Genomic DNA, 26,373 nt, shown 5'->3' with positions numbered 1-26,373 from the left:
AATTGTCTGATAGAATAAGTACGTGAGGGAGAAATTGAAAGGGGGAAATATAATGAAAAAATGGCTGTTATTACTAATAGGAATGGGAATTTTATTCACTGGTTGTACATCTGAGAATACGAGGACTAAAGCGACTATAGAAACTGATACAACAATTGAGACAAAAAAAAGTAAAACGCAATCAACTGAACAAACTACAACAGAAATGAAGCAATCTGTGGAAACAAGTGCAAGTTCAATCACTGAATCTTCTTCTGAAGAGGTTAAGAATACTTTGTGGGATACGAATAAAGCTTCCAAATTAGAAACTTTTGTCACACAATGGGGAAAGACATTAGGTCAAGAATATAAAAGCTACAATCTTCAGAATAATGTAAGTCTGTATGGCACTCCTTTACCACAAGCCGTGATTAATGGCGATTGGAAAATGGCAATCAATGAAGCACCAGTTACCGTACAATGGTCAGAAGATGGAACTGGTCATGCAGATTTCAATTTAGTAGCAGTTTATTCTGATGTAGAAACTGGGGAATACCTAGGACAACACGTATATTTCTTTGGTTTTGAAAATGGACAACCTAAAGTTTATCTCACTCAACAAAATCAAGGTAATGAAAATAATTATTTGTACTTTAACGAAACTCAAAATCAACAGCTAAAACAAGGATTTACAGATATCGTTAATGGACAAACTCCCCAAACTCCAGTAGTAGAAGAGTCTACTCAACAAGCAACAACTACAACGACACAAGCTACAAGTAGTTCAGGAATTTCAAGTTGGGAAGCTGCTAAAGAAACTGTACTAAATAATAAAGCGTTATGGATTTATGAGTCTCCAGATAAAAATGAAGCAAATACTAATATTATTGAATCCACCCAATATAGAAAAGATTTAATGCAAGATGAAAATGGAGAATTTTATCCAGTTGATATTTCTACTGATGATATTGGAAATACGGTAATGAATGGAGGAAAACAATTCCGTGTTTATACAGATGGAAGAATTTCTCAACGTGTTGGAATGACTAACAATTTTCAAATGATTAAATAATATTATAGACTGAGAATAGTAGTTTTAAAGAAATATGTACTGAAATATTAGAAACATTTCTGATGAAGTTACTAGTATAGAAAATAATTTCGTACTTACAGGGATTGAAGCGTGTATCAATGTATTGGTATGCATGGGTATAATCACATTTATCCTTAGAAAAAGTAATTAAGAGTGATAATTAAGAGCCCCTGCTAAATAAAACTTAGTAGGGGCTCTATTAAGTTTATTTGTAACATTAAAGTAGCTAAGCAAATGCATTATAAGTACCCTGATACCTTAATGTAATACTAGGTATATCAGTAAAGTATCAGCTAAGATAGTCAATTAATTATTACTCAGTTTCGGTTTCAAATAGATGCCTATCTAAGTCTATTTCTGGCGATAAGAGCTGCCATTCCCACAAATTTGAAGGCAAAATTAAAGTATTGAGATTTTTTGTTTTTGAGACACGGTAGTGAATGATTTCATTTGGAGATAAGGTCATTGATAATTTTGATTTAACAGTATGAATTTTATTTTTAAAGGAGCTCCAGAATTCGATATTCGAATGAATGATGCTCATATTTTTCTTATTAACAATGATATACGTTTTACTTTTTTCGGAAATTTCTTGACTCTTTCTAATCTTTTCTATTTCTTGATATAAATCCCCTGTTACTTTTTTAAATATCCCTTTTTTTTCCTTAGCAACATGTTTTAGCCCATCCCATTCACCATAATATAGAGAGTTACGCTTATTTTTTATATAGAGTGTGTAATAATTTCCATTAGGAAAAGGAACATCTTCCGGATAATCTAAATTTACTTCTATATACAGATTGGAATGATTGTTTTCCTCTTCTTGTTTTTCCACTTTCTCTTTTTCCTTCTCTTTCTCTTTTATTTTAGTGGGATCTAGTGGACAAGGAACAATTTTTTTAGTACTCCATAATTCGGCTAAAATAGAGGAAATATTCATTAGTGAGAGAGTTTCTGTCTCTTTTTTTAGAAGAGGAATTAAATACTTCTGTGGTGACCAACCAATTTGTCCAAGCTTAAAGATCCCATTATCATCAGTAATCGATTCTATTTTCTCTAATACAAATTGTGCATCGTTAGTTAATTTATAAGGCTTAGATTGTGTCATCATGAAATTAACTAACTCTGAAATTAAGTCCTTAGAGAATTCTTCATATTGAAAAAATTTCTTGATAGTGACGTCATCAAAGGTTATGGCGTATTTCATAAATTTATTAAGAAGTTCAATATAACCTACCTCGGAAAAAATTTTATTGTTTGCTGGTACATACTCTGGAGAATTTGTAATCCTGAAGAAATCAAATTCTTGCTTCGCCACGCTAGTAAAATTTCGTTTTCTATTTTTTATTTTATTCCATTCTGGTTTCGCGCAGTTTTGAAAAGCCGAATCAAAACTTAAGCTATTGTCACTTTTATAAGGTAATTCAAAAAATTCTTTAACGATTTCAACGAATTGAAATTCATAAAGTACATGAAACATAATAAACATCCTTTCAAAATATATATTGCCCACCAATTGCCCACCATCTGCCTGATGATTCAATACGATGACTGTGATTAAATTAAATTGTTCAAAATATAAGGTATATTGTTATTTTAACAGATACTTTTTCATATTTGAATACTCGGTAAAGAAAGGAGATTTATTTTATGAAAGAACAAGCTAGGAGTACAAAATATCCAACGCTTGTGATTGATTATGTAATGATTTCATTTGTTGAAGCAAACGTAGCTGAAGTTGGTAGATATTTATTTGACTATTCCATTATCGAAGAACTTGAACTATTGGAAAGTAGTATACGTGGCTTTAATAAAGTTCTTACAAATGGCTTTTTATTTCTCCATTATGAAAACAAGGGAGAGAAAGCAGTTGTCTTGCTAGAGATTCGTTCAAAAGGATGTCGATATCTAGAATGCCAAGTGAATCATCAATGGACACAGTTCTTTTTTAAACTAATGAAAGTAGGAGAAAATATTTCAATCAAAAGCTACAACATCAAAAGACTGGATATAGCAATTGATGGGTTTACTTCGGATACTTTAACTACAAAGCGAGTTCAACGATATCTCAATCAGAGGTTAGTTACGTCGCGCTTTCGTACATGCAGAACAATTCAAGAAACTAGAATATCCTCGTCTGACATAATCGGTGATAGTATCTATTTTGGAAAACGAGCGAGTGATATCTCGGTAGTCGTTTATGATAAAAAATTAGAGACGAAAACACAAGATATTTGGTTCAGAACAGAGTTAAGGCTTCGACATGACTGGGCAAATCGTGTTATTGCAACGTTGGTTGAAAATTCATCTGAGTTTTCCTCTTATATATCAAGCATTTTAAAACGTAATTTGCAATTTCGCTCTCATACGGAGAATTATTCAGAAGTGAGACGTAGAAATTTAGCAACTTGGTATGAAAGATATCTTGAATATATATGCCAACAAGAACTTCATTGTGGAAAAATGAAATTTCTAGCTTCATGAAAGTGGGAGTTAGCCAGTGACGTTATAGAAAGAAGAGGATTAAATGAATGATTTGAATTTCGATTCTTTAGTAGCAGAGCTATTAAAAGAAGAAAATGGTCAGTTTGTGGTGGACTTAAGTATCTATTTTTCAGAAAATACCCAAGGAAACAAGGGTGATTTATTAGAACAGGAGGAAGAGAATGAGAAGAAATACAAAGAAGGCTAAATTTTTTATAGCATTAGTCGAAAAATATCAAATGAGTCCTTTTTATTCGTTTGAGATACTTAAGGAGATTTATTTGTATAAGGTAACTGATAGAGAAGTTTCTGGTCTATTAAATGCTCTTAAAAATGATGAGCTACTGGAAACAAACCAGAAAAGAATAACAAGAAGCGGACGTGTTCAATATATATGGAAGCTTACGAAAAAAGGTATGATTGAATATCATCGTCTCATGGAATTATAACGATTGGAGGACTATTTTTTATGGAGGATTTTATTTTTGAATTAGCTATTGGGCTTGTTTTTTATTTCAATCAAAATGGAAAAGAGGCAGTAAATAAGAAAGAAGAATAAACTTGGTTTAGGAATTGGAACTGATTGAACGTTTTGCATATTTTAAGTATTTAGGAAAGAAAACGATTCTTAGTCGATTTTCTTTCCTTTTTGATCAGTGAATATTTTACTGTAAGTACTTAAAGTTATAGAAATGGCTAGGAGGAGGAATCAAGCATGCGTGTGGCTTGTTATGATCGAACGTCTGTTTACGAAGAGGCGAAAATCAGTAATGACGCTCAATATGATGCAGTGAAAGAGTATGTTTTAGAGGAATATGAACAAATTCCCCAACGATTTTCAGATAAGGGAGAATCTGGGGGACAAGCGGATCGTCCAGCTTTTCGACAGCTTAGAGCTTGGGTTTGTGCGTCAGAAGAAGAGGGGGTGATCTATGTCTGGCGTTATGATCGATTGGCACGTCAAGCCAAAATAGCCTTAGAATTTATTGAATTGTGCCAACAACATCAGGTTCAAGTGTATTCGATTTCTGAACCTCTTCCTGCTTCTTTCTCGCACGCGTCAACGAATAAACTATTTGTGCAATTATTGTTCACTTTTGCAGAACAACAACGAAACGTCATTATTGAAAATGTTCGTGCCGGACTTGCCTATAAAAAGCAACAAGGGCAATATCTATCTTCTGCGGTTCCATATGGGTATCGTTTAGTGAATGGGAAAATCCAACAAGAAGCACACGAAGCAAAAGTTGTCCGCCATATCTTTCAACTTTATGTAACCCAAAATTATGGCTACAAAAAACTGTGTCAACGATTGACGCAACAAAAGCTCTTCTTCCGCGAACGTCCTTTTCAGCCCTATCATATTTATAGTATCCTAAAAAATCCATTGTACTATGGTGAAATCAAAGGAGGATCTTTGGGGAAGTATCTAGGAACCTTTGAACCGATTCTCTCGAAAACAACCTTTCTACAAGCCCAAGAGATTCGACAATCAAGGCGTACAGCTAAAAAAGATACGTATCCGTACTTATTACGTCAAAAAATTCGGTGTCCCTTCTGTGGTCGCCATCTGAGTTCGAAGTATCAATGGAATACAAAGAAGACGAAGACGCTTCATTATTATCATTGTACCGACCGAAGCTGCCAAGGAATCTTTCTTCGGGCAGAAAGGGTTGAGTCAGAAGTATTGGAAAAGATCCAGGCTTTTTTTCAACACGAAGGCGTCTATCAGGCTTTGATTGCCCAATTGACGCAACAGTTAGCCGAAAAGCGAAAAGATGACAAACGCAAAGTAATCCAACAAAAGAAACAAGAAGCACAATGGCTCAAGGCATTTGAAGAGGGCAATTGTTCACTAGAAGAACTCAAGCAACAACTGCAAGCTCTTCAAAATCCGATGTCTACTTCTTCGTTTCTTTCACTCCAACAGTGTGAAGCAAAAGTGAAAGAATGGCTTCAACTAAAAGACCTCTCTAGTCGACAATTGTTATGTGACTATGTTTGTCGGATTGAGGTAACAAAGGATAAAACAGTCTGTGGGATTTACTTCCGGCAAATGACACAAAATATTTTAGAAAGGAACGAATGAACTATGGAAATGATACAAACCAAACGAGTCGCATTGTATATTCGGGTAAGTACCCAAGAACAAGTTTTAGAAGGACATAGTATTCAAGCACAAGAACAAAATGGACGACAGTTTGCCGAACGGATGGGCTATGAAGTGGTAGAAGTTTATGCCGATGAAGGGATTAGTGGGAAATCCACAAAAAATCGGTTCGCCTATCAACGAATGATGAACGATGCTCGGAACCATCGTTTTGATCTACTAGTGATTTGGAAATTGACCCGTCTCGGACGCAATATGTTAGATGTCTTACAAACCGTCGAGGAACTGTTGCGATATGATGTGGGGTTACATTCGATCTCGGAACAATTTGACGTGACTACTTCGACAGGAAAACTAATGTTACAACTCCTTGGGAGTTTCGGTGAATTTGAACGCAACCAAATTGCGGAGAATGTTCAGATGTCAATGCAAAGCTTAGTGAAAGATAAAAAACGTTATGCAGGAGGACGACGTTTAGGCTATGTCAGTGGTATTGACGCGAACGGTCAAAAACAATTGGTCATTGAACCAGAAGAGGCGAAAATTGTTCGTCTGATTTATGCAAAATATTTAGGTGGAGCAGGGTATCGAGCGATTGCCAATTTTTTGAATCGTCAAGGATATCAAACAGTCAAAAAGAATGCTTTTTCTACCACGGCAGTCAAAGATATCTTACGCAATAAAATTTATGCAGGGTATTTAGAATATGCGCGCTATATCAATTGGGAAACCAAACGACGGAAAGGAAAAAATCCGAAACCGATTTTAGTGAAAGGAACCCATGAACCGATTATTTCGGAAGAAGATTATCAAAAAGTACAAGAACGCCTTGCTTTAGAAGGAAAACAACCCAAATGGAATCATACAGGAGAAAATGTATTGACGGGGTTGTTACGTTGTCCAGAATGTGGGTCACCAATGGCAGCGAGTAATGTCACAAATACCCTAAAAGATGGCACAAAGAAACGGATTCGGTATTATTCTTGTTCAGTTTTTCGAAATAAGGGAGCAAGTGTATGTCATGCCAATTCGATTCGTGCCGAACAAGTGGAAACATTTGTCGCCGACCGATTAAAGGAGATCGTTCAGCTACCAGAAGTTCTTCCCCGATTGGTGGCAATGTTAAATGAGGAAATGGTGCGACAAAGTCAACCGTTGGAACAAGAACTCGTGGTGTTACTGGAACGAAAGGAAGAATTGAAGACTAAAATTGAAAAATGGGAAACTGCTTTGGAAGATAGTCCCGAATTGTTTCCGATGTTAAAAGACCGCTTAGACGAATTGACTGAAAAACGACGACAGTTGCACATTCGAGAAAATGAAATCTTAGGGATCTTTCAACAACAAGGAGAGCCGATTCAAGTCAAAGATGTCCAACGGATATTGACTAGTTTGGATCGTTTTCTTGCCCAGAGTGAGAAGAAGCAAATCAAAGCCTTGTATCGTACCTTTATTGAGAAAATAACCTTTGATCCTAAACAGAAGGAGATGTTGGAAATTACGATGAAATTCACGCATGCCGTGGTACAACAATTGAATGAGCAATATCAAATAGCCGTATCCAAAACAAAGGATACGGCTATTTTTGTGTTAAAAACACCCTTTACGTTAACGATCTAGTCTAGGTTATATCAAACAACGTTAGAGGGGCGCTAACGCTTCTCTAGCGATTTGAAATCGTTAGATGAGTCGTTAGGGAGGTGCGTAATTTATTTAATGAGAGAATGATACTTTATTGTGTGTTGCATATATTAGAAAATATGTGAGATAATCTTCTCAGAATAAAATCTGAGGAGTAATGTACATGATTTCTAATAAGAAAACTAACGCGGATATTATAGCAGAACAATCTTTTTACGAGTTATTTGGAAACGGAGTGTATTTATATAATCGAAAGAACTTAACAATTGAAGCTTTGATGGAAGAAGCATCCAGTTTTTGTAATGAATCAACTAATAAAGGAATTCGCGCATTATACGGAATTACAGACGGAAAAGCTGTAGGAACTATCGTAGAGAAAATGTTTAAATTATATTTAGCTCAAAAATATGATTTTGATATGGGAAATTCAGGAAGCGGAGTAGATTTACCTGATATAGATATTAATACAGATATAAAAGTTAGTTCTGTAAGACAACCTCAAAGCTCTAGTCCATATAGAGATGCTAAACAAAAAGTTTTTGGATTAGGTTATAACTTGCTATTGTTCGTGTATCAGAAAAAAGATATTAATAATGAACAAAAAGCTTATTTAGAATGGAAGGACTGTGTATTTATTGAACAAGAGTATACTTCTGATTTTACTTTAACATTTGATCTGATTAATGCGAAAAAGATGGGAGCAACACTAGAAGATATTGTATCAATTTTAAAATGTAAAAATATACCTGGAGAAGAATCTACTTTGAAAAGTATAGCGAATGAGATACTAGAAAAAGATATAAAACAAGGTCAAATAACAATTAGTAATGCACTTCAATGGAGATTAAATTATGGACGAATAGTTAGATATGGAAGTCTATGCCAAGAAAGAGGAGTTAATAAACTTATATGATGGAACAAACTTTGCAGTATAAAGAAGTTAATGGACTTTTTAAGAATAAAGGGGATTTTGTAGAATGGTTGAAATTCAAGGATAATATTTCTTTGAATCTTAGTCATAGAGAATTTGGTGATTATCAAACCCCTTCTGGTTTAGTAAAACGTGTATATGATGTATTGGAATATAAAAAAATAAGTTATTCAGAAATTATTGAGCCAACTTGTGGGGAAGGAAATTTTATTAAAGAAGCTTTAAGTCGTAATAATAGAGATGAATTAAATATAAAAAAAATAATTGGAATTGAGAAGCAACACGGGTATGTAGATGAATTAAGAAATTATATTATATCTAAAAAGTTATATGAAGAAGTTGATATAGAGTTATATGAAGAAAATTTCTTTGAATTTGATTTTTCTAAAACTACATTTAATAATTTGTTAGTAATTGGAAATCCTCCATGGATTACTAATTCAGAATTAACATCTTTAAAATCTGATAATTTACCAGAAAAAAGTAATTTTAAGAAAAGTAAAGGTATGGATGCCTTGACTGGTAAATCAAACTTTGATATTGCTGAGTTTATTTTGATTAGTCTTATTGATAATGTAAATGCAAACGGTAAGGGAACTATTGCATTTTTAGTAAAAAATATTGTTATTAGAAACATACTCAAATATTCAAAAGATATAGATTGGAATATAACTACTTTTGAAGTATACAATTTTGATGCTAAAAAAGAATTTGGGGTATCAACAGATGCATCATTAGTGTTAATAAGGATAGGAGAAGAAAAGAAAAAAGTAGAACAAGCAGTAGTATACTCAATATATGATTATACTAAGCCAATAAGTAAATTTGGATGGGTAGGAACTGAATTTGTTTCTAATGTTGATAAATATTTATTAGGTAAATTAGTTGAAAAAGGACAAGCAAAAGAAGAACATTTTATTTGGCGAAGTGGAATAAAACATGATGCTTCTAAAGTAATGGAATTATCTAATTGTCAAGAAGGTATTATTGCAAAAGATGGAACTGTTTTTAATGCAGATCAATCTTGCATATATCCACTATATAAAAGTAGTGACATAAGTAAAATAGAAAAAGATTCTATACCAAGAAAATTTGTAATAGTTACACAGAGGAAAATTGGAGAATCAACAGATGAGATAGAAAGACAGGATAAGAAAACTTGGAAATATTTATTGCGAAATAAAAATGTTTTAGATAATAGAAAGTCTTCAATTTATAAAGGAAAGCCTCAATTTTCAATTTTTGGAGTTGGGGAATATTCATTTTCTAAATACAAAATTGCAATTAGTGGTATGTATAAGATAGCAAAATTTTCGTTAATTGAACCTTATAAAGGAAAAACGGTAATGGTAGATGATACAGTGTACTTTTTGAGTACAGATAATAAAATTGACGCTTTAATAATATTTGGATTATTAAACAACCAAATTGTGAAAGCTTTTCTTGAATCTATAGTATTTACAGATAGTAAGCGTCCTTATACTAAAGAAATTTTAATGAGGATTAGTATTCCTAAGATTACCAAATATGTATCTTTAGAAGAAATAAATCAAGTATTAGAAATGCATCATTATGATTTCATTACTCAGAAGGAATATAATCGATTTATTTCTAATTTGAATTCTTAAATATTAAAAAAGGATCTATCGTATTATTACGATAGATCCTTTTTTAATATCATTCACTCATGATACGCAGCTCCGTATCACAAATAATGATATTTATAATATGTTGTAAGGAGAGTTAGATAGATGAGTAACAATGAAATAACCCAAAATAAAATAGAAGAAAGATCTTTAGAACGAGTAAAAGAAGTGATTAGACAAAATGATAAAAAATGTTATTTTGGTCTTAGTGTACCTGATATTGAAGAATTTAAAGAATTATTAAAAATAATAGAGCCTAATCCAAGTTCCAATAAATTTCCTGATTTTATCTGTAGGAAAGGTTTTTTAGAACATTTTGCTGTTACATCTTCTAGTGAAGGTAAAAAAGGGGCTATTCATAAGATAGAAAAGTCAAAATTTGAAAGTAAAAGTAGAAAAATAAGAAAGAATTTATCATCGGAAACACAAAAAGTTAAGAATGAATTTCTATATCCAGAACATTCTTATAAAGATTTAATTAATTCTTTTAAAAAAAATTTTGTCAATCATATTAAAAGTTTAGAAAAATATGACCCAGAAGAAAAGATTGGAATTTTTTTGATTGATTATGCCGATGATGGTGCGTTATCAATGGCAGAATTGAGTTTAGAAGGTGTAAATGGATTGTATGCTGGAGATTTAGGAAGACAAGAGATATTAGATAGCTACCGATTATCTAGGGATAAGGAACTTCTTGATTGGTTATACAAATTTAAAGATAAAATTCAATACGTAATTTTTCTAACAAATACCAATGTAGAAATAATAAAAATTGATAACATTCCTAATGTTCAGACGCTATTACCATATAAGTATGCAATCAGCTCTAATTTTGGTACTAAATTGACAGAATATTGGAGTCGAATTTAAAGATAAAATAATACCATGTATAAAAATAGATGCAATTAGTGAGCTTTTATATAGAGTATTTAATAAAGCTAAATACAAGAATAATTCTATTAATTGACTATAGTCTAATAGGAAATTTTTGTGTAAAAAAAGAGTGAATTTCTCTACTCCATTTTCTATATAAAGTTAAGAAAATGATGAAACAAAGTAAAGTTTAAATATATATTATATCCATGAAGCCCAATCTTCTTTAATAGAAGATTGGGCTATTTTTATGGCAAAGGAGGGAAAAGAAATGTTTCAAAATAAAGGACAACGTTATGTCACAAAGGGAGTAATGGATAGTTTATCAGTGGAATTACAAGCTTTATGTTGGAATCTAATCGATCAAAACGTTCAAAAGCAACTTCCTTTAGACTATTTTCAAATTTTTGAATTTTCTACGGAAAAAGGAAATCAAAAGTTGGTTCATCGTCAAGAAGAACCGGAAGAAAGAAAAGAGTATCTGATTTCACCTAAGCTTCGTTTGAAATCAGTGTCTCAAAAAATATGGGCCATTGATTCGGGTGAGTATCAAACGATGTTATTACCAGGAGGATACTAGTATCTAAAAGAAAGGAACGAAAGGACTTGTTAGAAACGGCTATCGAAGTACTGGAAAAGTGTGCACAGCTGGTCACTGCTTCTGAAGAGTGGGGCTATGAATCCGTTACGATGGAAAAAGAGGAAATTGAAATAGGTACACTTCCTAAAGATGTTCATCTACCACGTTTAGTGATGACACATCTTTATATTTATTGCGCACCAGAAGATGGAAAAGACTATGTAGTTTATTTCATTACAGATATTACCAGCCAGCGAGAATTTGTTCGTGGGTTACTGGTAGAAGGACGATTGGTTTGGAGTCAGATTGAAGGAACGATAGATGAAATCAACCCAAAGTTGATTTATAATTTAAAGAACAATTTCCAATCTTTAGGAATTGATGAGAAAACTGAATTAGTTGCAAATGAACGTGATCAATTGTTAATAGAAGAATTCTTGGATGCAAATTGGGAAAATCATGAGTTTTTTCAGCAGTTCGTAGCTCACTTTTTAGGAAGAGGAATAGGCCTTACACCAAGTGGGGATGACATGTTGATGGGCATGATTATGATGTCAAACTCTTTTTCTATGCCAATGGAATGGTCTTCGTTCATTTTAACTCAATTAGAGCGTACACAAACAACAAAAGTAAGTGATGCTTACTACAAAGCTTTGTTATCTGGTTACATAAGCACTCAGTTTGTCTCTCTGTTGCAAATAATCAAAGATAAAAAAATGACTGACTGGAATGAAGCTATTTCAAGAATTGCTGATTATGGACACACTTCCGGATGGGACACGCTTTTTGGTATTTTTTTATTTTTGCAGAAACTAGAGAAATCTTTGTCATGAAGAGCGGTCGTTGATTTTTATAAAAAGCGAGAGTAAGGGAGAATGGAAATATGCCGAAAAAAATAGTTGTTGCTTTAGGTGGAAACGCCATTTTAACAGATATTCCAACAGCGGAAGCACAAAAAGAATCATTGCGTCAAACAAGTGAGCATTTAGTCAGTTTTGTAAAAGAGGGCCACCAAATTATGATCACTCATGGAAACGGTCCGCAGGTAGGGAATTTGTTGCTTCAGCATGCCGCAGCAGATTCAGAAAAAAATCCAGCATTTCCGCTGGACTCTCTTGTGGCAATGACACAAGGAAGTATTGATTTTTGGATGCAAAATGCTTTACGTGAAGCATTGATTGCTCATAATATTGAAAAGCCAGTTGTTTCTTTAGTTACTCAAGTACAAGTGGATGAAAATGATCCGGCTTTTGAAAATCCATCAAAACCGATTGGTCCATTTTTAAGCGAGGAAGAAGCAAAGGTTGAAATGAAAAAAGGGAACGGGACCTTTATTGAAGATGCTGGTCGTGGTTGGCGTAAAGTTGTACCCTCACCAAAACCAAAGAGTATTTTAGAATACCCAATTGTAGAATCATTGACAGATAACGGTGTGATTACGATTGCTGCCGGTGGCGGTGGAATTCCGGTAATCGCCTCTGAGGAAGGATTTACAGGAATTGAAGCGGTTATTGATAAGGACTTCGCAGCAGCAAAACTTGCTGAATTAGTTGGAGCGGACTATTTGATTATTTTGACTGGGGTAGACAATGTCTATGTCAATTGGAATAAACCAGACCAAAAAAAATTAACCGACGTAACGGTCGATGAATTAAAAGAATATATAAAACAAAACCAATTCGCTCCTGGCAGCATGTTACCAAAAGTAGAAGCAGCAATTGAATTTGTTGAAAATGCGAAAGATGGAAAAGCGATTATTACATCATTAGAAAATGCTGGTAAATTATTTGATGGTAACGGTGATGTAACAACGGTAATAAAATAATTGCTTTAACAGTTTAGCGTGATAAAAATCTATACCTTCTTAAGTTGATTTATTAACTTGAGAAGGTATTTTTTTCTGAAAAATGATAATGAAAATCAAAATGTTCATTTCTATCAATTTTGAAGTCAAAAAAATAAAGTACAGCCCAGAAATTTGCTCTGTACTTTAAAAACTGGTTAAATGAAGATGAAATCGCTCCCTTATTTTTTAGTATTGGTGGAATTAAAAGGTACTTTTTAAACAAAAACTACACATAAAAAATAAAAAAAATAAAAAAAGTATTGAAATGTAATTGCTTTCAGTATATGCTATATCCATAAACGCGCGTTCATGGGATGTTCATCGTATAAAAAAAGGTGGAAATGAGCGTATCGTTTTTCTTTTTAACAAATCATGAACGCGCGTTTATGAGTTTGAATCAAGCTGCAATATAAGAAGGCAAACTGCAAGACCTTCATTTTAAGGAGAAGTGTTATGGGGAAAATAAGTTTAGGAATAGACATAGGAGGGACGTTCATTAAGTATGCATTAATAGACAAGCAACATCGCATCAAAGAGAAGTGGAAAGTCGAAACGGTTAAGTACAATACAGCCGACGAATTTTACGATTATATATGTTCAAATATAAGAAATGTAGATGAAATTGACAAAATCGGTGTAAGCGCACCCGGCCTTATTGATGAAGACTCGAATGTTAAATCCTATGCTGCTCCTAACGTAGCTATAATGTACGGCACAAATATCAATAATGAAATCAACAAAAGGACAAATAAAAAAGTGTCCGCAATCAATGATGCAAAAGCGGCAGGTTTATGTGAGTTTAAAATTGGAAATGCAAAGGGATACAAATCTTCAGCGTTTTTGATTATAGGTACAGGAACAGGCGGATGCATATGCGACGAAAACGGAGTTGTGTATGGAAAAGATTCGTTTGCGGGGGAATTCCATAATATGCCTTTTGTAAACGCTGAGATAGGCGGCCTTGATAAGATGGGTGATTATGCTTCGATAACCGGATTGGTTAATTTATACAATAAAAAAGCTAATCGGGAGGAGCAGGTTCAGTATGGAAATGAGGTTTGCAAGAAGTACCTAAACGGAAATGAATCAGCTGTGTCTTCAGTAGATGAATGGATAGGAAACATAGTGGCTCAATTAATAGTAATCACCGTTTTTTATAATCCTGAAGTGATATGCATCGGTGGAGGAATATCCGAAGAAAACTGGTTCATCAATAAAGTAAGAGAAACGTATAAGAAAACCTGTAGGGAGTATTTAGAAGCGGATTTTATTACTACCGAAATTAATAGATGCAAGCATAATAACGATGCCAACATACTGGGTGCTGTTATAAAAGCTTCTATCTAAAATACACAACAGTTTTGTTTCAAGAAAGAATGTTTGAAAATAAATTTATATTGAAAACGGAGGAGAAGATTCAGTGATATACGAAGAATTAGACAAATTCCAAGATGATTTCCTATGGGGATCGGCATCTGCAGCGTATCAGGTTGAAGGAGCATGGGACAAAGATGGAAAGGGGGAAAGTGTATGGGATGTGTACACCCGCCAACCGGGGACAACATTTAAGAATACAAACGGGAATATCGCGGTCGACCATTACAATAGATACAAAGAAGACGTAGCTTTAATGGCTGAAATGGGATTGAAAGCTTATAGATTCTCAATTGCATGGACACGTATTTATCCCAATGGAAGAAATGAAGTAAATGAAGAAGGCTTAAAATTTTATGAAAACTTGATAGATGAACTTATCGCGAACAATATCCAACCAATCATTACGTTGTACCATTGGGATTTACCTCAACATCTTCAAGATTTGTACGGCGGATGGGAATCAAGAGAAATCATTCATGATTTTAATGAATACTGTGTAACGTTATTCAAGAGATTTGGGAATAAAGTTAAGCACTGGGTATCATTGAATGAACAAAATATATTTGTAACACTAGGTTACGTAACCGCTATGCACCCGCCAGCTGTTAAAGATCAAAAGAGAATGCTTGAGGCGAATCATATAGCGAACTTAGCTAATGCTACCGTAATTGAATCCTTCAAAAAATATGTTCCAGACGGTATGATTGGACCAAGCTTTGCATTTGGACCAGTTTATCCATTCAGTTGCGATCCAAAAGATGTTTTATCCGCAGAAAATGCAGAGGATTTAAATTGCAATTGGTGGCTCGATGTTTATTGCAAAGGTAAATATCCAGTGTTCGCTTTTAAATATTACGAAAGACTTGGGATCGCACCCACTATTGAAGATGGAGATCTTGAATTGTTGGAAAGAGTAAAACCAGATTTTATCGGAATAAATTATTACCAAACAAGCACAGTTGCATTCAATCCGCTTGATGGAGTAGGGCAATCGGAAGGTATCAATAACACAGGTAAAAAAGGCACCACTAAAGAAAGCGGATTACCCGGAGTTTATAAAAATGCAAAAAATGCACATCTGGAAACAACAAATTGGGACTGGGCAATTGATCCTACTGGTTTAAGAATTGGACTAAGAAGATTGACCAGCAAATATAATCTTCCAATACTTATTACAGAAAACGGGCTTGGAGAATTCGACAAGCTTGAAGAAGACGACACTGTCAATGATGCTCACAGAATCGATTACTTGAGCGCACATATCAAGGCTTGTAAAGAAGCAATAACAGATGGTGTTGATCTTCTAGGCTACTGCACGTGGTCATTTACAGATTTGTTAAGCTGGTTGAATGGTTATCAAAAACGCTATGGATTTGTGTATGTGGACAGAGATGAAAATGATCAAAAAGATTTGAGAAGAATCAAAAAGAACAGCTTCTATTGGTACAAAAATGTTATTCGCACCAATGGAGAAGAGTTATAAGAATCGTTCACAATCAATGAATATGAAAAAACAAGGAGAGATAGACCATGAAAAAAATTTTACTAGTATGTTCAGCAGGAATGTCCACAAGTTTGCTTGTGACCAAAATGAGAAACTCCGCAAAGGAAAAAGGAATTGAAGTAGAAATAGATGCTCTTCCAGTTGCAGAGGCAAGTACGGCCGTTGATAATGTCGATATCGTTCTTTTAGGACCACAAGTGCGTTTCCAGAAAGGGACCGTTGAAAAACTTGTAAAAGGCAGAATTCCCGTAGAAGTGATGGACATGCGGCTGTATGGAATGATGAATGGAAAAGCGATTTTAGAAGATGCTTTACAAAAAATAAACTAGGAAAGGAGGCTAAAAAAAATGAGTTTTATGGACAAATTTCAAAGTGCTATAGAAAGATTGTTAGTGCCTTTATCTACAAAGTTGAACGCTCAAAGACACATATGCGCAGTAAGAGATGCTTTTATTTTATCATTCCCATTAACGATGGCAGGATCATTGATGGTGTTATTGAATAATGTTTTCTTGTCAGCAGATGGATTCATGTTTAAAATCTTGCAATTCGATAAACTTTTTCCGGGTATTGTTAAATTCCAAGCAGTGTTCGCTCCAGTTGTTAAAGGTTCAGCTGATATTTTCTCGATTCTGATTGTGTTTTTGATAGCCAGAAACCTTGCGAAACTAATGGAAGGCGATGATTTGTTGACAGGTTTGACCGCAATCTCTGTTTATTTCATCATCTATCCTGATTATTTCGATAATGAAGGAGTAAATTATCTAACAAATCAATATATGGGCGCACAAGGGTTGTTTGTAGCAATTTTGGTTGGGCTCTTGGTCGGCGAACTAATGTCTAGATTAGCAAAATCAGATAAGTTAGAAATTAAAATGCCAGAACAAGTACCTCCAGCAGTTGCAAGATCCTTCAAAGTGTTGATCCCGATTATCATCACGACGATTTTCTTCTCCGTCCTCAACTACTTTGTAAAAATGGCTGCACCGGGCGGATTACATGAATTAATTTATAACATCATTCAAACACCATTGACCAGAATGAGTCAAAGTTTATTCTCAGTGATTATTTTAGCATTATTATCTCAATTGCTATGGGCTATGGGAATACACGGACCAAATACGATTGCAGCTATTCGAGATACCATGTTCTCGGAAGCCGGAAACGCAAACCTCTTACATTATGCTGAAAGCGGTACTACATGGGGAGCGCCTTATCCGATAACGTACAGTGGTTTAGCTACTGCTTTCGCTGAATATGGCGGTTCAGGAGCGACATTGGGTCTAATCATTGCTATATTGATTTTCTCGAAAAATAAGGAATCGAAAAGTATTGGCAAACTTTCTTTTGTACCCGGTTTGTTCAATATAAACGAAATGGTTATCTTTGGTTTACCGATTATTCTGAATCCGATTTACATTATTCCATTTATTATTGCGCCACTGGTTAACATTATGATTGGTTATACCGCAGTTATGATTCTTAAGATTATGCCGCCGGTAACGATTGGTATTCCTTGGACAACACCAGGACCATTGATGCCTTTCTTGGGTACAGGCGGAAATATCGTCGCACTGTTTGTCGGATTCATCTGTCTTGCGGTGAGTGTATTGATTTACTCGCCGTTTGTAATCGCAGCGAATAAAGCAGCGATTATTGAAGATGAAATGGAGAATGAAATACAGTCACAAGAAGTAGTAGAATCGATTTAAAAAAGCTGCAGTACGCTGAGAACAAACCGAAAGATTCAAGATAGGAGATTTACACATGGAAGGAATTGAATTAACTGCTTTTAGTATAATCAGTAATGTTGGAATGGCCAAATCATTGGCTATTGAAGCATTAAGAGATGCCAGAAAAGGAAAGTACAATGAAGCAGAAAAGAAAATGGCTGAAGCATCGGAATATTTTGTGAAAGGCCATCATGCACATACTTCTTTGATACAAAAAGAAGCTGCTGGCGAAAAAGTTGAACTTTCGTTAATAATCATGCACGCAGAAGATCAATTGATGTCGACGGAGACAACTAAATTATTAATCGAAGAAATGATAGAAATGTTCAAACAGTTAAACAATAAATAAGTGAACATGAAAGAGAAAATATTAGACGAACTAGAATTGCTTGCTTACTTTACAGGCAGAATCTGATGCCAGCAGCAAAACATAGAGCACCCAGGATGAAATATAATCCTGGGTGCCTTATTTTTAGAACAAAACACCGGGGTGGTAGTTTGTTCTGCGGTTGAAGGCATTTGCTGATGGTTTCTGCATGAAAGGTATTGCCAAAAGTCTCCTTTTGCTGGAATCCTGAAGCAGGCAGAGTTTTTCGAAAAACAGAAAAAGATTGAAAAAAATGGACAAATAATATAGTGTTGCAGTATGAACACGAGTTTACGAACGAAAGGAGATGCCTTTATGATGAATAGTACTGAAATTGCAAAAATTGCCGGAGTATCACGCAGTACTGTATCCAGAGTGATAAATAATTATTCAAATGTCTCGGAAGAAACAAGAGAAAAGGTTTTAAGAGTAATTAAGGAACATGAGTATGTGCCACATGCTTCAGCAAGGATGCTTGCAGGAAGCCAAAATAAGGTGATCGGCTTATTTATTATAGACCTGATACATGAAGAAGTTGGACTAAAAAATAGAATTACCAAAAGTCCGTATTATCTAGAATTTACTAGTTCAGTGATAGAAACAGCAAGTGAGATGGATTACCTGGTTCTTGTCCATATTATACATAGCGTCGCAGGCTATGAAAAAATTAAAGAGAGTTTTTATAATAAGACAATTTCTGGTGGGATTTTCATAGGCCAGAATGACGACGATGAATCGATAAAAACAATCATTGATAGAGGGTATAAAGTTGTGCTGCTCGATCAATCAATCAGACCTGAAGATGCCACCTATAACCAGTGCATGATAGTGAATGCGGACAATTACAACGGCGCTTATTGTGCGACAAAATATCTCATAGATAAAAAACATAAACAAATCGCACATATTACAGGCGGTACGGTCAAATTCTCTTCTAAAGACAGGATAAGAGGATACAAAAAAGCATTAGAAGATGCAGGGATAGAAGTAAATAAGAACTTGATTGTAAATAGCGAATTTGTGGAAAATGCTGGATATGAGGCTGCGAAAAAATTATTTAATGGAAATAGTGAGTTTTCGGCTATTTTTGCCAGTAATGATAAGATAGCATTTGGAGCAATCAAAGCTATTCAAGAAAGAGGTCTCAAAGTTCCAGATGACATCTCTGTTATAGGATTTGATGATATTGAATCGTCTAAATATTTTAATCCGCCATTGACTTCTATGAAAATGAAGTTAGGAGAAATGGCTGATATCGCCACAAAGTCGATTGTTGCATCGATTGAAGGTGAAACGAAGCCATCTATAAATGTAGTACCTGTCTCATTAGTGGAAAGGGAGAGTTGTGGGATTTTGCAGTAGCAAAACTTGCTGAATTAGTTGGAGCTGATTATTTGATTATTTTGATGGAGGTAGACAATGACTGTGTCTATGTCGACTTGAAAAGTAAAGTACAGCGCCCAAAAATGCTCTGTACTTTAAATCTCAGCAAAAACAGGAATATTTCCCAAACATCTCCTTCTTTGAGTAATTATACAAAAATTATGCAGACTTCCTTTTTTCATGATAAGATAATTTAAAAAGTTTTTAAACGATTTCTCCTCCTCTTTTTCTTATATCGGGGGAGCATATTTTTTTGTAGACTAGGGGATTATAAGTTCAGCCATCAATGTCTAGCTCCCAAGTCCTGACCTAGTGAAAAAAGATAAATTTGCCCCATTGCGCGCTTCGCTGCTCATTCAGGGTCAAATTTCCTATTTTTTTCATAGGTCAAGGCGGACTTGTCCGCTTTTCTTATCGCGTTTTTCAATCCTTGTGAATTTAAAGTTAGGCTATCATATTCAAAAATCAAGAGTATTGACTACGGTTGTCCAATCCAGTAAAATCAATACATACAACGGTGTCATAACTTATAGTCAAAAGTAAAGCTGGAAAAAGGGTGAAAAACATGAAATATGGATATGCACGAGTAAGTACTCGCCATCAGGATTTAGCAGGACAGATGCGACAACTGGAAGATGAGCGTTGCGATCGAATCTATTTTGAAAAAATTACTGGAACCAAAAGTAACCGACCTGAGTTTCAAAAACTCCTACAGGAAATACAGACTGGCGATACGCTAGTAATAACAAAACTGGATCGCTTCGCTCGCAGCACTCAAGATGCATTGACCAAACAATTGAAGACATTCGATTGGGTTCGATCAAAGGTTACCTCTAAAGAACCATTTACACAAAATTATTGACGCTCCCAAGCTAAAACTCCTATTAATCGATCTACTAAAAATAAATAAAAAATTCTTTTCAATTTTTATTTATGGTATGACATAAATAAAGTAAAGTTATTCTTCTAGGTTAATCTTATTAATGCTCTTTCTCACTAGTGTTGCATGCAACACTAGTGAGAAAGAGCATTAAATATACTGCAAGGCAAGACATTTGGTAATTGAAGAATAACAAGCAAAAAAATAGCAGTCAGGTCTCTTGACAAAGTATAGTTGCTATTCTTTTTTTAGGCCCTACTTTAATGAAATTTTTGTTTGAAGAGAACGACTTCATTCCTTTGATTATTTCAGTTGAATTTAATAGAGAAGCCTGGCGTCTATTAAGAAATACTTTTCTTGATGAGCGTCAATTTTTTTAACGGAAATCTATCCTATACTAAATTCAGTAAAGAAAAAGGAGGAATCAAAGAAAGCTATTTTAAACAAACCAAAATTATAGGAGGAATAAATCATGACTGAAAATAAAGCTACTCAAGAAAGAACACCCCAAGAAAGATTGCAAGAAGAACAAGAACACAAGGAACATGTTCATCATACGAAAATTAATGCAGCGGCCATTGCGGATCATCTTTTAGGCAACATGCATACATTACATGTGAAACTGCACCAATATCACTGGTATGTAAAAGGAGCCAATTTCTTTACGTTGCATGAAAAATTTGAAGAGTTGTATAACGAAAATGAAAAATGGTTCGACAAACTTGCGGAGCGTCTAATTACTTCTGGGCATAAACCTGCTTCGACAACGGTTGAATTTGAAAAATATTCGATGCTTTCGGAAGATGCAGTTAATAAATACGCTAAAGCAGAAGACATGGTTGAAAATATTATCGAGGACTTCAGAAGCACTCGTGACCTAACTATTCGCGCGATTCGTTTAGCTCAAGACGAGGGTGACGATGCTTTAGAAGATACATTGATTGCTTTTAAAAATGACTTAGACAAGAACATTTGGATGCTGCAAGCGTTCATTGGTAAAGAAGCATTAGAAGATGATGACGCTCTTGATGAGGATGAAGATTAAGGTAAAAGTAGAAGCTGATTTAGGGATTGGAATTCTTTCCAGTCCTTTTTCCATTTTCTTGATGTGCATCAATTTTTTTGTAGTAAGAGACTTATATAATAAAAGCAGCGAATATAAACAAAATAAATAAAGGGGGAGAATGAATTGACTAAACATACCCATCATGAAATTGGCGACCACGCAGCCTGTATCCGCTTGGTTCCAATATTCAATCACTTAGAGGATAGCGCGATGAATTACATTGCTGAAAAAGCCCACACGAAACAGTATCAAAAAGGAGAGTTTCTGTTTCGTTCACAAGAAAAAGAGGATACTTTATATATTATCAATCGTGGGAAAATCCGTATTTATCGATTGGCAGACTCTGGCAAAGAGCAGCTAGTGCGGATCTTGAACCCTGGTGATTTCACCGGAGAATGGACCTTGTTCAACCCGGATGCAGTACACGAGGAATATGCCGAAGCAACCCGAGATACCGTTGTCTGTATGATTCAGCAAAAAGATGTCCAAGATTTTCTGGAACAATACCCAGCTATTTCTTTAAAACTATTGGCGGAAATGTCTAAACGGTTAGAAAGTTCAGAACGTCAAACGACACAAGTAGCCGTGGAGAGTGTCATTACCCGTTTAGTTTTGTTTTTGGCAGAAAATGTGGAACCTGAAATGGGCAACTCTCCCACCATCACCCTGCCGATGGCAAAAAAGGACATTGCTTCCTATTTAGGAACGACACCTGAGACCATCAGTCGCAAATTTGGAGAATTGGAGGACGAGGGATTGATTCAACAGCTGTCTGGGAAAAGGATCAAGATTCAGGATTTAGATGATTTATTGCTTTACAGCGAATAATCGGACACACTTTTTTCTACACGTTGGTGTTCTGTCGCTCTTCATTAACAACGGGACAGAACTCAGTGTTTTTGCTTCCATCTGTCCGTTTTTGGCTTTTTTAAGACAGAACGACCTTCATTCATTGGAAAAATAAAAGCACAAACATGATAACCCTCAAGTTTTTTTGTTTTATTTTTCTTTAAGATAGGGTTGTCGAACAAAACGTAAAAATAAGTAGGGTGAATGTGCATTGTTTTTGGGTGATAGTTGCCATCACGTTGTCAGCAGCGGGTGCATTCTTTGTCGTCCCTTTCACCAAGAACACGATTGGCGGCGAAGCAAAAACGTCTAACGTTGTTGAGGCAGATAGGTTAGCTATGGAAAAAGAAGAGGAAGTTGTAAAAGGAGCCGGCGTAATCGGACACGGAAAAGTGGCGTATTACGAAGCGAGTGACCAGGGAGATAAAAGTGTATTCACTGTTTGGTTTCCATGGAGCTTAGCCGGAATCTTGTTCAGCATCACCATGACTAGAATGACGCGAAAAATTGAAGAAATGGAGTAAATAGAATGGGATTCGTATTAGGCGTTTTGAATCCCCATGTGGTGGAGATTGGTTCTGTTGTGATTCATTAGTATGGAGTCATTATTGCAGCGGGCATATTAGCGGCTCTCGAGTTGAGCACCAAGGAAGCAAAGAAAAAAGGACTGGAAGAGGATACCATTATCGATATGGCCTTATGGGCAATTCCGATTGGACTCCTCGGCGCTCGGCTTTATTATGTGTTATTTGAACTTGGTTATTATCTGCAAAATTCAGGACAAATCCTTACGATTTGGAATGGCGGCATTGCGATTTATGGGGGATTGATTGCAGGAGGGGGTACGCTATATTGGTATGCAAAGAAAAAAGGTACTTCTTTGGCACTCGTTCTTGATATTTTAGCGCCCAATGTATTGTTAGCCCAGTCCATTGGTCGTTGGGGCAATTTTATGAATCAGGAAGCTCATGGTGGACTGGTTACTCGTCAATTCTTGGAAAATCTTTATTTACCTGAATTTATCATTGAACAAATGAATATCAATGGTACCTACTACCATCCGACTTTTTTATACGAGTCATTGTGGAGTTTGTTGGGCTTTGTCCTCATCGTCACTATACGGAACCGAAAACAGCTTTTGCGTCAAGGAGAAGTCGCTTTGAGTTACGTTTTGTGGTACTCAGTGGGTCGGTTCTTCATTGAAGGTATGCGAACGGACAGTTTATGGATTGGCGAGTGGATCCGCGTTTCGCAAGCCTTGTCTCTGGCCCTGTTTATTGGCGCGATTGTAGTATGGTTTATACGCAGACAAGATTATCCACCAATTTCTTATTATTCTGATGGCAATAAGGGGCAGAAAAAGACTATTAAGATGGTGAATTGAGCAAAAAGATAAAAAGAAGTGCAAAACTTAATATGTGTCAATTTTCGTTTGCTAAAAGTGAGCTATACTACAGTTGTAAAAAGGAAAAGGCAGTGTTCATTAATCTGCTGCCGATAAAATAAAAACACATAAAGGAGATAGGAATTATGGAAAAAGCTATATTGCAATTAGAAACGTTGTCTTGTCCAAGTTGTATGCAAAAAATTGAAGGTGCCGTAAAATCAGTTAACGGTGTTGATAAAGACAGCATTAAAGTATTATTCAACTCCAGCAAAGTCAAAGCCAATTTTGATTCAGCTGTCACTTCGATTGAAGAGATTCAAAAAGCTATCGAAAACGTAGGCTATCCAGTCCTTAAAGCAAAAGTCAAGGCCGCTTAACAGATTAAATGAACTAGGCAATTCTGGAAGAAAAGCTATTTTTCCAGGATTGCTTTTTTTGTTGCAATCCGATTCGAGGTGCTTAGAAACGATAAAAGAGAACTTTCTAAACTTGATGTCAGTCAATTAATTACTTAGGCAATTATCTTATACTGTGTTTATCAATAAAAGAGAAATTAAATTTGGAGGGAAAAAGCATGCAACAATATATATTAAGCAAGAAAAATGTTATCACCGTCATCAGTGGATTGTTAATCATACTCGGTTTCTTCAGTCACTTTGTTTTAGAAAACGTAGGACTTTCAGAGTGGTCTTTGATCATCGCCTCTGTCTTTGGGATTACGCCAATTGCCATTCAAGCGTTTCAAGCAATGAAAGTCAAAGTCATCAGTATTGATGTCTTAGTCAGTATTGCAGCGATTGGTGCGCTTTTTATTCAAAATTATGAAGAATCGGCTATCGTTACGTTCTTGTTCTTGTTCGGACATTATTTGGAACAGCGTACATTGAACCAGACACGTTCAGCAATCAAAGAATTAACCGACATGGCACCAGAAAGTGCCTTGGTCCAAACAGAAGACGGAGAATTTGAAGAAGTGGATGTAGATGATGTAGATGAAGGAGATGTTCTGCTTGTCAAAACTGGTGCGAAAGTTCCAGTAGATGGTACAGTCCTTACGGGTGAAGGGCATATCAACGAAGCCAGTATCACAGGAGAATCCGTTCCTGTCACAAAAACAGAAGGCAGTGAAGTCTTTGCCGGTACGATATTGGAAAATGGCACCATTCAGATTTGGGCAGACAAAGTCGGAGAAGACACCACATTCGGTAAAATCATTGAACTTGTGGAAGAAGCGCAAGATTCTAAATCAGAAGCAGAGCGCTTTATTGACCGCTTTTCTAAATGGTATACCCCAACTGTTTTGGTTCTGGCATTCATTGTCTGGGCAATGACCCAAAACGTTGAATTGGCGATTACGATCTTAGTCCTAGGCTGTCCAGGTGCATTGGTCATTGGGGTTCCGGTCTCCAACGTAGCCGGAATCGGAAACGGTGCACGCAATGGAGTTCTTTTGAAAGGAAGCGAAGTCATCAATGACTTCAGCAAAGTTGATACGATTGTGTTCGACAAAACAGGAACGCTGACTGTCGGGAATCCTGAAGTCGCGGAAACAGAAGTGTACGGAGACAATGTAGAAAAAGCCTACAGTTATTTAGCCAGCGTGGAGACTGAATCAGACCATCCACTAGCCAAGGCCGTCCTCCAGCATACCGGCACGGTAGAACTGTTCCCGGTAGAAGACACAGACGTCGTCAAAGGCGGCGGCATTGTCGCTCAAGTGGACGGACACCGCATCGCGGTTGGAAATGTGGCGTTGATGGAAAAAGAAAATGTGCAGTTGAGTAAAAAAGCGCAGAAAGACGTCAAACAATTCGAGAAAAATGGGAACTCCTTAGTATTGACAGCAGTCGACGGGGAATTGAAGATTCTGATGGGAATCCGCGACCAAATCCGTCCAGGAGTGAAACAAGACTTGCAGGAATTGAAGAATTTAGGCGTGAAAGATTTAGTGGTTCTTTCCGGCGACAACCAAGGCACAGTGGACCGGGTTGCGCGTGAACTGAACCTCACCGAGGCGCACGGGCATATGCTGCCGGAAGACAAAGCGGCTTATATTGAAAAACTCCAGCAAAAAGGGCACACGGTCGCCTTTGTCGGGGACGGTGTCAATGACAGCCCGTCCTTGGCGCTAGCAGATATCGGGATTGCAATGGGAAGCGGAACGGACGTAGCGATTGAAACATCCGATGTCGTTTTAATGAACTCGAACTTCAGCAACTTGCCCCACGCATTAGGATTAGTAAAAGCCACCGCAAATAATATGAAACAAAATATCGTGATTTCAGTTGGAGTAGTGTTGGTCTTGTTGACCAGCGTCTTCTTCAGCGAATGGATGAATATGTCTATCGGAATGTTGGTTCATGAAGGTAGTATCTTGGTGGTAATTTTCAATGGCATGAGATTAATGAAGTATAAGTTGAAAGGTCGGAAAGAACAAAAAGAAGTATCAGCACCTGCAGAGAAAGTAAAAATATATTAAGAATAAATTAGAAGAGGCTGAGACAATAGTCCATCCTTGAAATGACAAAAGCGGAAACTCAGATTTTTAAATCTGGGATTTTCCGCTTTTTTGAGTTCTTGAAAAAAAATAAGAGTATAGAGTATGTTCTTTATAAAATTAATTTTCGTGTAAATGATTAAAAAA

Annotated in this window: 24 protein-coding genes and 3 pseudogenes; 26 read left to right on the top strand and 1 reads right to left on the bottom strand. The window is 35.7% G+C overall.

The features are described 5' to 3' along the window. Positions 1–52 precede the first annotated feature (52 nt). On the top strand, positions 53–1,051 hold the full coding sequence (locus tag AB3H90_RS10855) for a DUF4767 domain-containing protein (RefSeq protein WP_128427699.1): 999 nt from the start codon (positions 53–55) through the stop codon (positions 1,049–1,051). Between the two features lie 334 nt (positions 1,052–1,385). On the opposite strand, the gene AB3H90_RS10850 is transcribed toward AB3H90_RS10855, so the two are convergent. Beyond that, positions 1,386–2,585, bottom strand: coding sequence for a hypothetical protein (locus AB3H90_RS10850; RefSeq protein ID WP_025479669.1), 1,200 nt, complete (start codon positions 2,583–2,585; stop codon positions 1,386–1,388). A 137-nt stretch (positions 2,586–2,722) separates the two neighbouring features. Here AB3H90_RS10850 and AB3H90_RS10845 point away from each other — a divergent pair, with 137 nt between their 5' ends. From AB3H90_RS10845 to AB3H90_RS10725, 25 genes and pseudogenes are all read left to right on the top strand, one after another. Then, complete coding sequence (locus AB3H90_RS10845) at positions 2,723–3,556, top strand: replication initiation factor domain-containing protein (RefSeq protein WP_071854805.1); 834 nt, start codon at positions 2,723–2,725, stop codon at positions 3,554–3,556. A 43-nt stretch (positions 3,557–3,599) separates the two neighbouring features. Continuing rightward, positions 3,600–3,764, top strand: coding sequence for a hypothetical protein (locus AB3H90_RS10840; protein WP_002340116.1), 165 nt, complete (start codon positions 3,600–3,602; stop codon positions 3,762–3,764). Then, on the top strand, positions 3,739–4,005 hold the full coding sequence (locus AB3H90_RS10835; RefSeq protein WP_128427750.1) for a hypothetical protein: 267 nt from the start codon (positions 3,739–3,741) through the stop codon (positions 4,003–4,005). The genes AB3H90_RS10840 and AB3H90_RS10835 overlap by 26 nt, the downstream gene beginning before the upstream one ends. Before the next feature lie 266 nt (positions 4,006–4,271). Next, positions 4,272–5,645 carry a recombinase family protein gene (locus AB3H90_RS10830; RefSeq protein ID WP_128427751.1) on the top strand — a complete coding sequence of 458 codons (1,374 nt, stop codon included), beginning with the start codon at positions 4,272–4,274 and terminating at the stop codon, positions 5,643–5,645. A 3-nt stretch (positions 5,646–5,648) separates the two neighbouring features. Continuing rightward, entirely contained in the window at positions 5,649–7,286 is a 1,638-nt protein-coding gene (locus AB3H90_RS10825) for a recombinase family protein (RefSeq protein WP_128427753.1), read from the top strand. A 184-nt stretch (positions 7,287–7,470) separates the two neighbouring features. After that, positions 7,471–8,220, top strand: a complete 750-nt coding sequence (locus AB3H90_RS10820; RefSeq protein ID WP_206600188.1) for a restriction endonuclease — start codon at positions 7,471–7,473, stop codon at positions 8,218–8,220. Further along, positions 8,217–9,866, top strand: a complete 1,650-nt coding sequence (locus AB3H90_RS10815; RefSeq protein ID WP_368016710.1) for a hypothetical protein — start codon at positions 8,217–8,219, stop codon at positions 9,864–9,866. Before AB3H90_RS10820 ends, AB3H90_RS10815 begins: the two co-directional genes overlap by 4 nt. A 123-nt stretch (positions 9,867–9,989) precedes the next feature. Further along, positions 9,990–10,754: a hypothetical protein gene (locus AB3H90_RS10810; RefSeq protein ID WP_368016709.1), complete on the top strand. Its 765-nt coding sequence runs from the start codon at positions 9,990–9,992 to the stop codon at positions 10,752–10,754. Between the two features lie 274 nt (positions 10,755–11,028). After that, positions 11,029–11,337 carry a DUF960 domain-containing protein gene (locus AB3H90_RS10805; RefSeq protein ID WP_368016708.1) on the top strand — a complete coding sequence of 103 codons (309 nt, stop codon included), beginning with the start codon at positions 11,029–11,031 and terminating at the stop codon, positions 11,335–11,337. 26 nt (positions 11,338–11,363) lie between these two features. Continuing rightward, positions 11,364–11,660, top strand: a pseudogene (locus tag AB3H90_RS10800) (4'-phosphopantetheinyl transferase); the annotation flags it as partial. A 15-nt stretch (positions 11,661–11,675) separates the two neighbouring features. Continuing rightward, positions 11,676–12,170 (top strand): DUF2877 domain-containing protein, encoded by a 495-nt coding sequence (locus AB3H90_RS10795; RefSeq protein ID WP_226062919.1) that lies wholly within the window; start codon positions 11,676–11,678, stop codon positions 12,168–12,170. A 50-nt stretch (positions 12,171–12,220) separates the two neighbouring features. After that, positions 12,221–13,162, top strand: a complete 942-nt coding sequence (gene arcC, locus AB3H90_RS10790; RefSeq protein WP_086284366.1) for a carbamate kinase — start codon at positions 12,221–12,223, stop codon at positions 13,160–13,162. A gap of 474 nt (positions 13,163–13,636) precedes the next feature. Further along, complete coding sequence (locus AB3H90_RS10785; protein WP_002305082.1) at positions 13,637–14,530, top strand: ROK family protein; 894 nt, start codon at positions 13,637–13,639, stop codon at positions 14,528–14,530. Positions 14,531–14,603: 73 nt separating this feature from the next. Then, a complete protein-coding gene (locus AB3H90_RS10780) occupies positions 14,604–16,043 on the top strand; it encodes a glycoside hydrolase family 1 protein (protein ID WP_002305084.1) in 1,440 nt (479 codons plus the stop codon). Positions 16,044–16,090: 47 nt separating this feature from the next. Continuing rightward, positions 16,091–16,393 (top strand): PTS sugar transporter subunit IIB, encoded by a 303-nt coding sequence (locus AB3H90_RS10775; protein ID WP_002305086.1) that lies wholly within the window; start codon positions 16,091–16,093, stop codon positions 16,391–16,393. A gap of 18 nt (positions 16,394–16,411) precedes the next feature. Beyond that, positions 16,412–17,776 carry a PTS sugar transporter subunit IIC gene (locus tag AB3H90_RS10770; protein ID WP_002319286.1) on the top strand — a complete coding sequence of 455 codons (1,365 nt, stop codon included), beginning with the start codon at positions 16,412–16,414 and terminating at the stop codon, positions 17,774–17,776. A 55-nt stretch (positions 17,777–17,831) separates the two neighbouring features. Continuing rightward, complete coding sequence (locus AB3H90_RS10765) at positions 17,832–18,146, top strand: PTS lactose/cellobiose transporter subunit IIA (protein ID WP_002305088.1); 315 nt, start codon at positions 17,832–17,834, stop codon at positions 18,144–18,146. A gap of 333 nt (positions 18,147–18,479) precedes the next feature. Continuing rightward, positions 18,480–19,526, top strand: coding sequence for a LacI family DNA-binding transcriptional regulator (locus AB3H90_RS10760; protein ID WP_002319287.1), 1,047 nt, complete (start codon positions 18,480–18,482; stop codon positions 19,524–19,526). A 586-nt stretch (positions 19,527–20,112) separates the two neighbouring features. Continuing rightward, positions 20,113–20,334: pseudogene (locus tag AB3H90_RS10755) on the top strand (recombinase family protein); the annotation flags it as partial. Positions 20,335–20,899: 565 nt separating this feature from the next. Continuing rightward, positions 20,900–21,472, top strand: coding sequence for a Dps family protein (locus AB3H90_RS10750; RefSeq protein WP_002292150.1), 573 nt, complete (start codon positions 20,900–20,902; stop codon positions 21,470–21,472). Between the two features lie 144 nt (positions 21,473–21,616). Beyond that, positions 21,617–22,321 (top strand): Crp/Fnr family transcriptional regulator, encoded by a 705-nt coding sequence (locus tag AB3H90_RS10745; RefSeq protein WP_002292156.1) that lies wholly within the window; start codon positions 21,617–21,619, stop codon positions 22,319–22,321. A 227-nt stretch (positions 22,322–22,548) separates the two neighbouring features. Further along, entirely contained in the window at positions 22,549–22,866 is a 318-nt protein-coding gene (locus AB3H90_RS10740) for a hypothetical protein (protein WP_368016707.1), read from the top strand. 5 nt (positions 22,867–22,871) lie between these two features. Next, positions 22,872–23,726: pseudogene (gene lgt, locus AB3H90_RS10735) on the top strand (prolipoprotein diacylglyceryl transferase). Between the two features lie 146 nt (positions 23,727–23,872). Next, positions 23,873–24,106: a heavy-metal-associated domain-containing protein gene (locus tag AB3H90_RS10730; RefSeq protein WP_002292161.1), complete on the top strand. Its 234-nt coding sequence runs from the start codon at positions 23,873–23,875 to the stop codon at positions 24,104–24,106. A 197-nt stretch (positions 24,107–24,303) separates the two neighbouring features. Next, positions 24,304–26,208, top strand: coding sequence for a heavy metal translocating P-type ATPase (locus AB3H90_RS10725; RefSeq protein ID WP_368016706.1), 1,905 nt, complete (start codon positions 24,304–24,306; stop codon positions 26,206–26,208). Positions 26,209–26,373 lie beyond the last annotated feature (165 nt).

Source organism: Enterococcus sp. C63 (assembly GCF_040887215.1).
GTDB classification, from domain to species: domain Bacteria; phylum Bacillota; class Bacilli; order Lactobacillales; family Enterococcaceae; genus Enterococcus_B; species Enterococcus_B hirae.
Note: the sequence above shows the minus strand (reverse complement) of the source record. Positions and strands in the feature narration are given on the sequence as shown.

Coding starts and splice junctions, on each gene's coding strand:
- AB3H90_RS10855 (WP_128427699.1), top strand. CDS start 53: ATGAAAAAATGGCTGTTATTACTAATAGGAATGGGAATTTTATTCACT.
- AB3H90_RS10845 (WP_071854805.1), top strand. CDS start 2,723: ATGAAAGAACAAGCTAGGAGTACAAAATATCCAACGCTTGTGATTGAT.
- AB3H90_RS10840 (WP_002340116.1), top strand. CDS start 3,600: ATGAATGATTTGAATTTCGATTCTTTAGTAGCAGAGCTATTAAAAGAA.
- AB3H90_RS10835 (WP_128427750.1), top strand. CDS start 3,739: ATGAGAAGAAATACAAAGAAGGCTAAATTTTTTATAGCATTAGTCGAA.
- AB3H90_RS10830 (WP_128427751.1), top strand. CDS start 4,272: ATGCGTGTGGCTTGTTATGATCGAACGTCTGTTTACGAAGAGGCGAAA.
- AB3H90_RS10825 (WP_128427753.1), top strand. CDS start 5,649: ATGGAAATGATACAAACCAAACGAGTCGCATTGTATATTCGGGTAAGT.
- AB3H90_RS10820 (WP_206600188.1), top strand. CDS start 7,471: ATGATTTCTAATAAGAAAACTAACGCGGATATTATAGCAGAACAATCT.
- AB3H90_RS10815 (WP_368016710.1), top strand. CDS start 8,217: ATGATGGAACAAACTTTGCAGTATAAAGAAGTTAATGGACTTTTTAAG.
- AB3H90_RS10810 (WP_368016709.1), top strand. CDS start 9,990: ATGAGTAACAATGAAATAACCCAAAATAAAATAGAAGAAAGATCTTTA.
- AB3H90_RS10805 (WP_368016708.1), top strand. CDS start 11,029: ATGTTTCAAAATAAAGGACAACGTTATGTCACAAAGGGAGTAATGGAT.
- arcC (WP_086284366.1), top strand. CDS start 12,221: ATGCCGAAAAAAATAGTTGTTGCTTTAGGTGGAAACGCCATTTTAACA.
- AB3H90_RS10785 (WP_002305082.1), top strand. CDS start 13,637: ATGGGGAAAATAAGTTTAGGAATAGACATAGGAGGGACGTTCATTAAG.
- AB3H90_RS10775 (WP_002305086.1), top strand. CDS start 16,091: ATGAAAAAAATTTTACTAGTATGTTCAGCAGGAATGTCCACAAGTTTG.
- AB3H90_RS10770 (WP_002319286.1), top strand. CDS start 16,412: ATGAGTTTTATGGACAAATTTCAAAGTGCTATAGAAAGATTGTTAGTG.
- AB3H90_RS10765 (WP_002305088.1), top strand. CDS start 17,832: ATGGAAGGAATTGAATTAACTGCTTTTAGTATAATCAGTAATGTTGGA.
- AB3H90_RS10760 (WP_002319287.1), top strand. CDS start 18,480: ATGATGAATAGTACTGAAATTGCAAAAATTGCCGGAGTATCACGCAGT.
- AB3H90_RS10750 (WP_002292150.1), top strand. CDS start 20,900: ATGACTGAAAATAAAGCTACTCAAGAAAGAACACCCCAAGAAAGATTG.
- AB3H90_RS10730 (WP_002292161.1), top strand. CDS start 23,873: ATGGAAAAAGCTATATTGCAATTAGAAACGTTGTCTTGTCCAAGTTGT.
- AB3H90_RS10725 (WP_368016706.1), top strand. CDS start 24,304: ATGCAACAATATATATTAAGCAAGAAAAATGTTATCACCGTCATCAGT.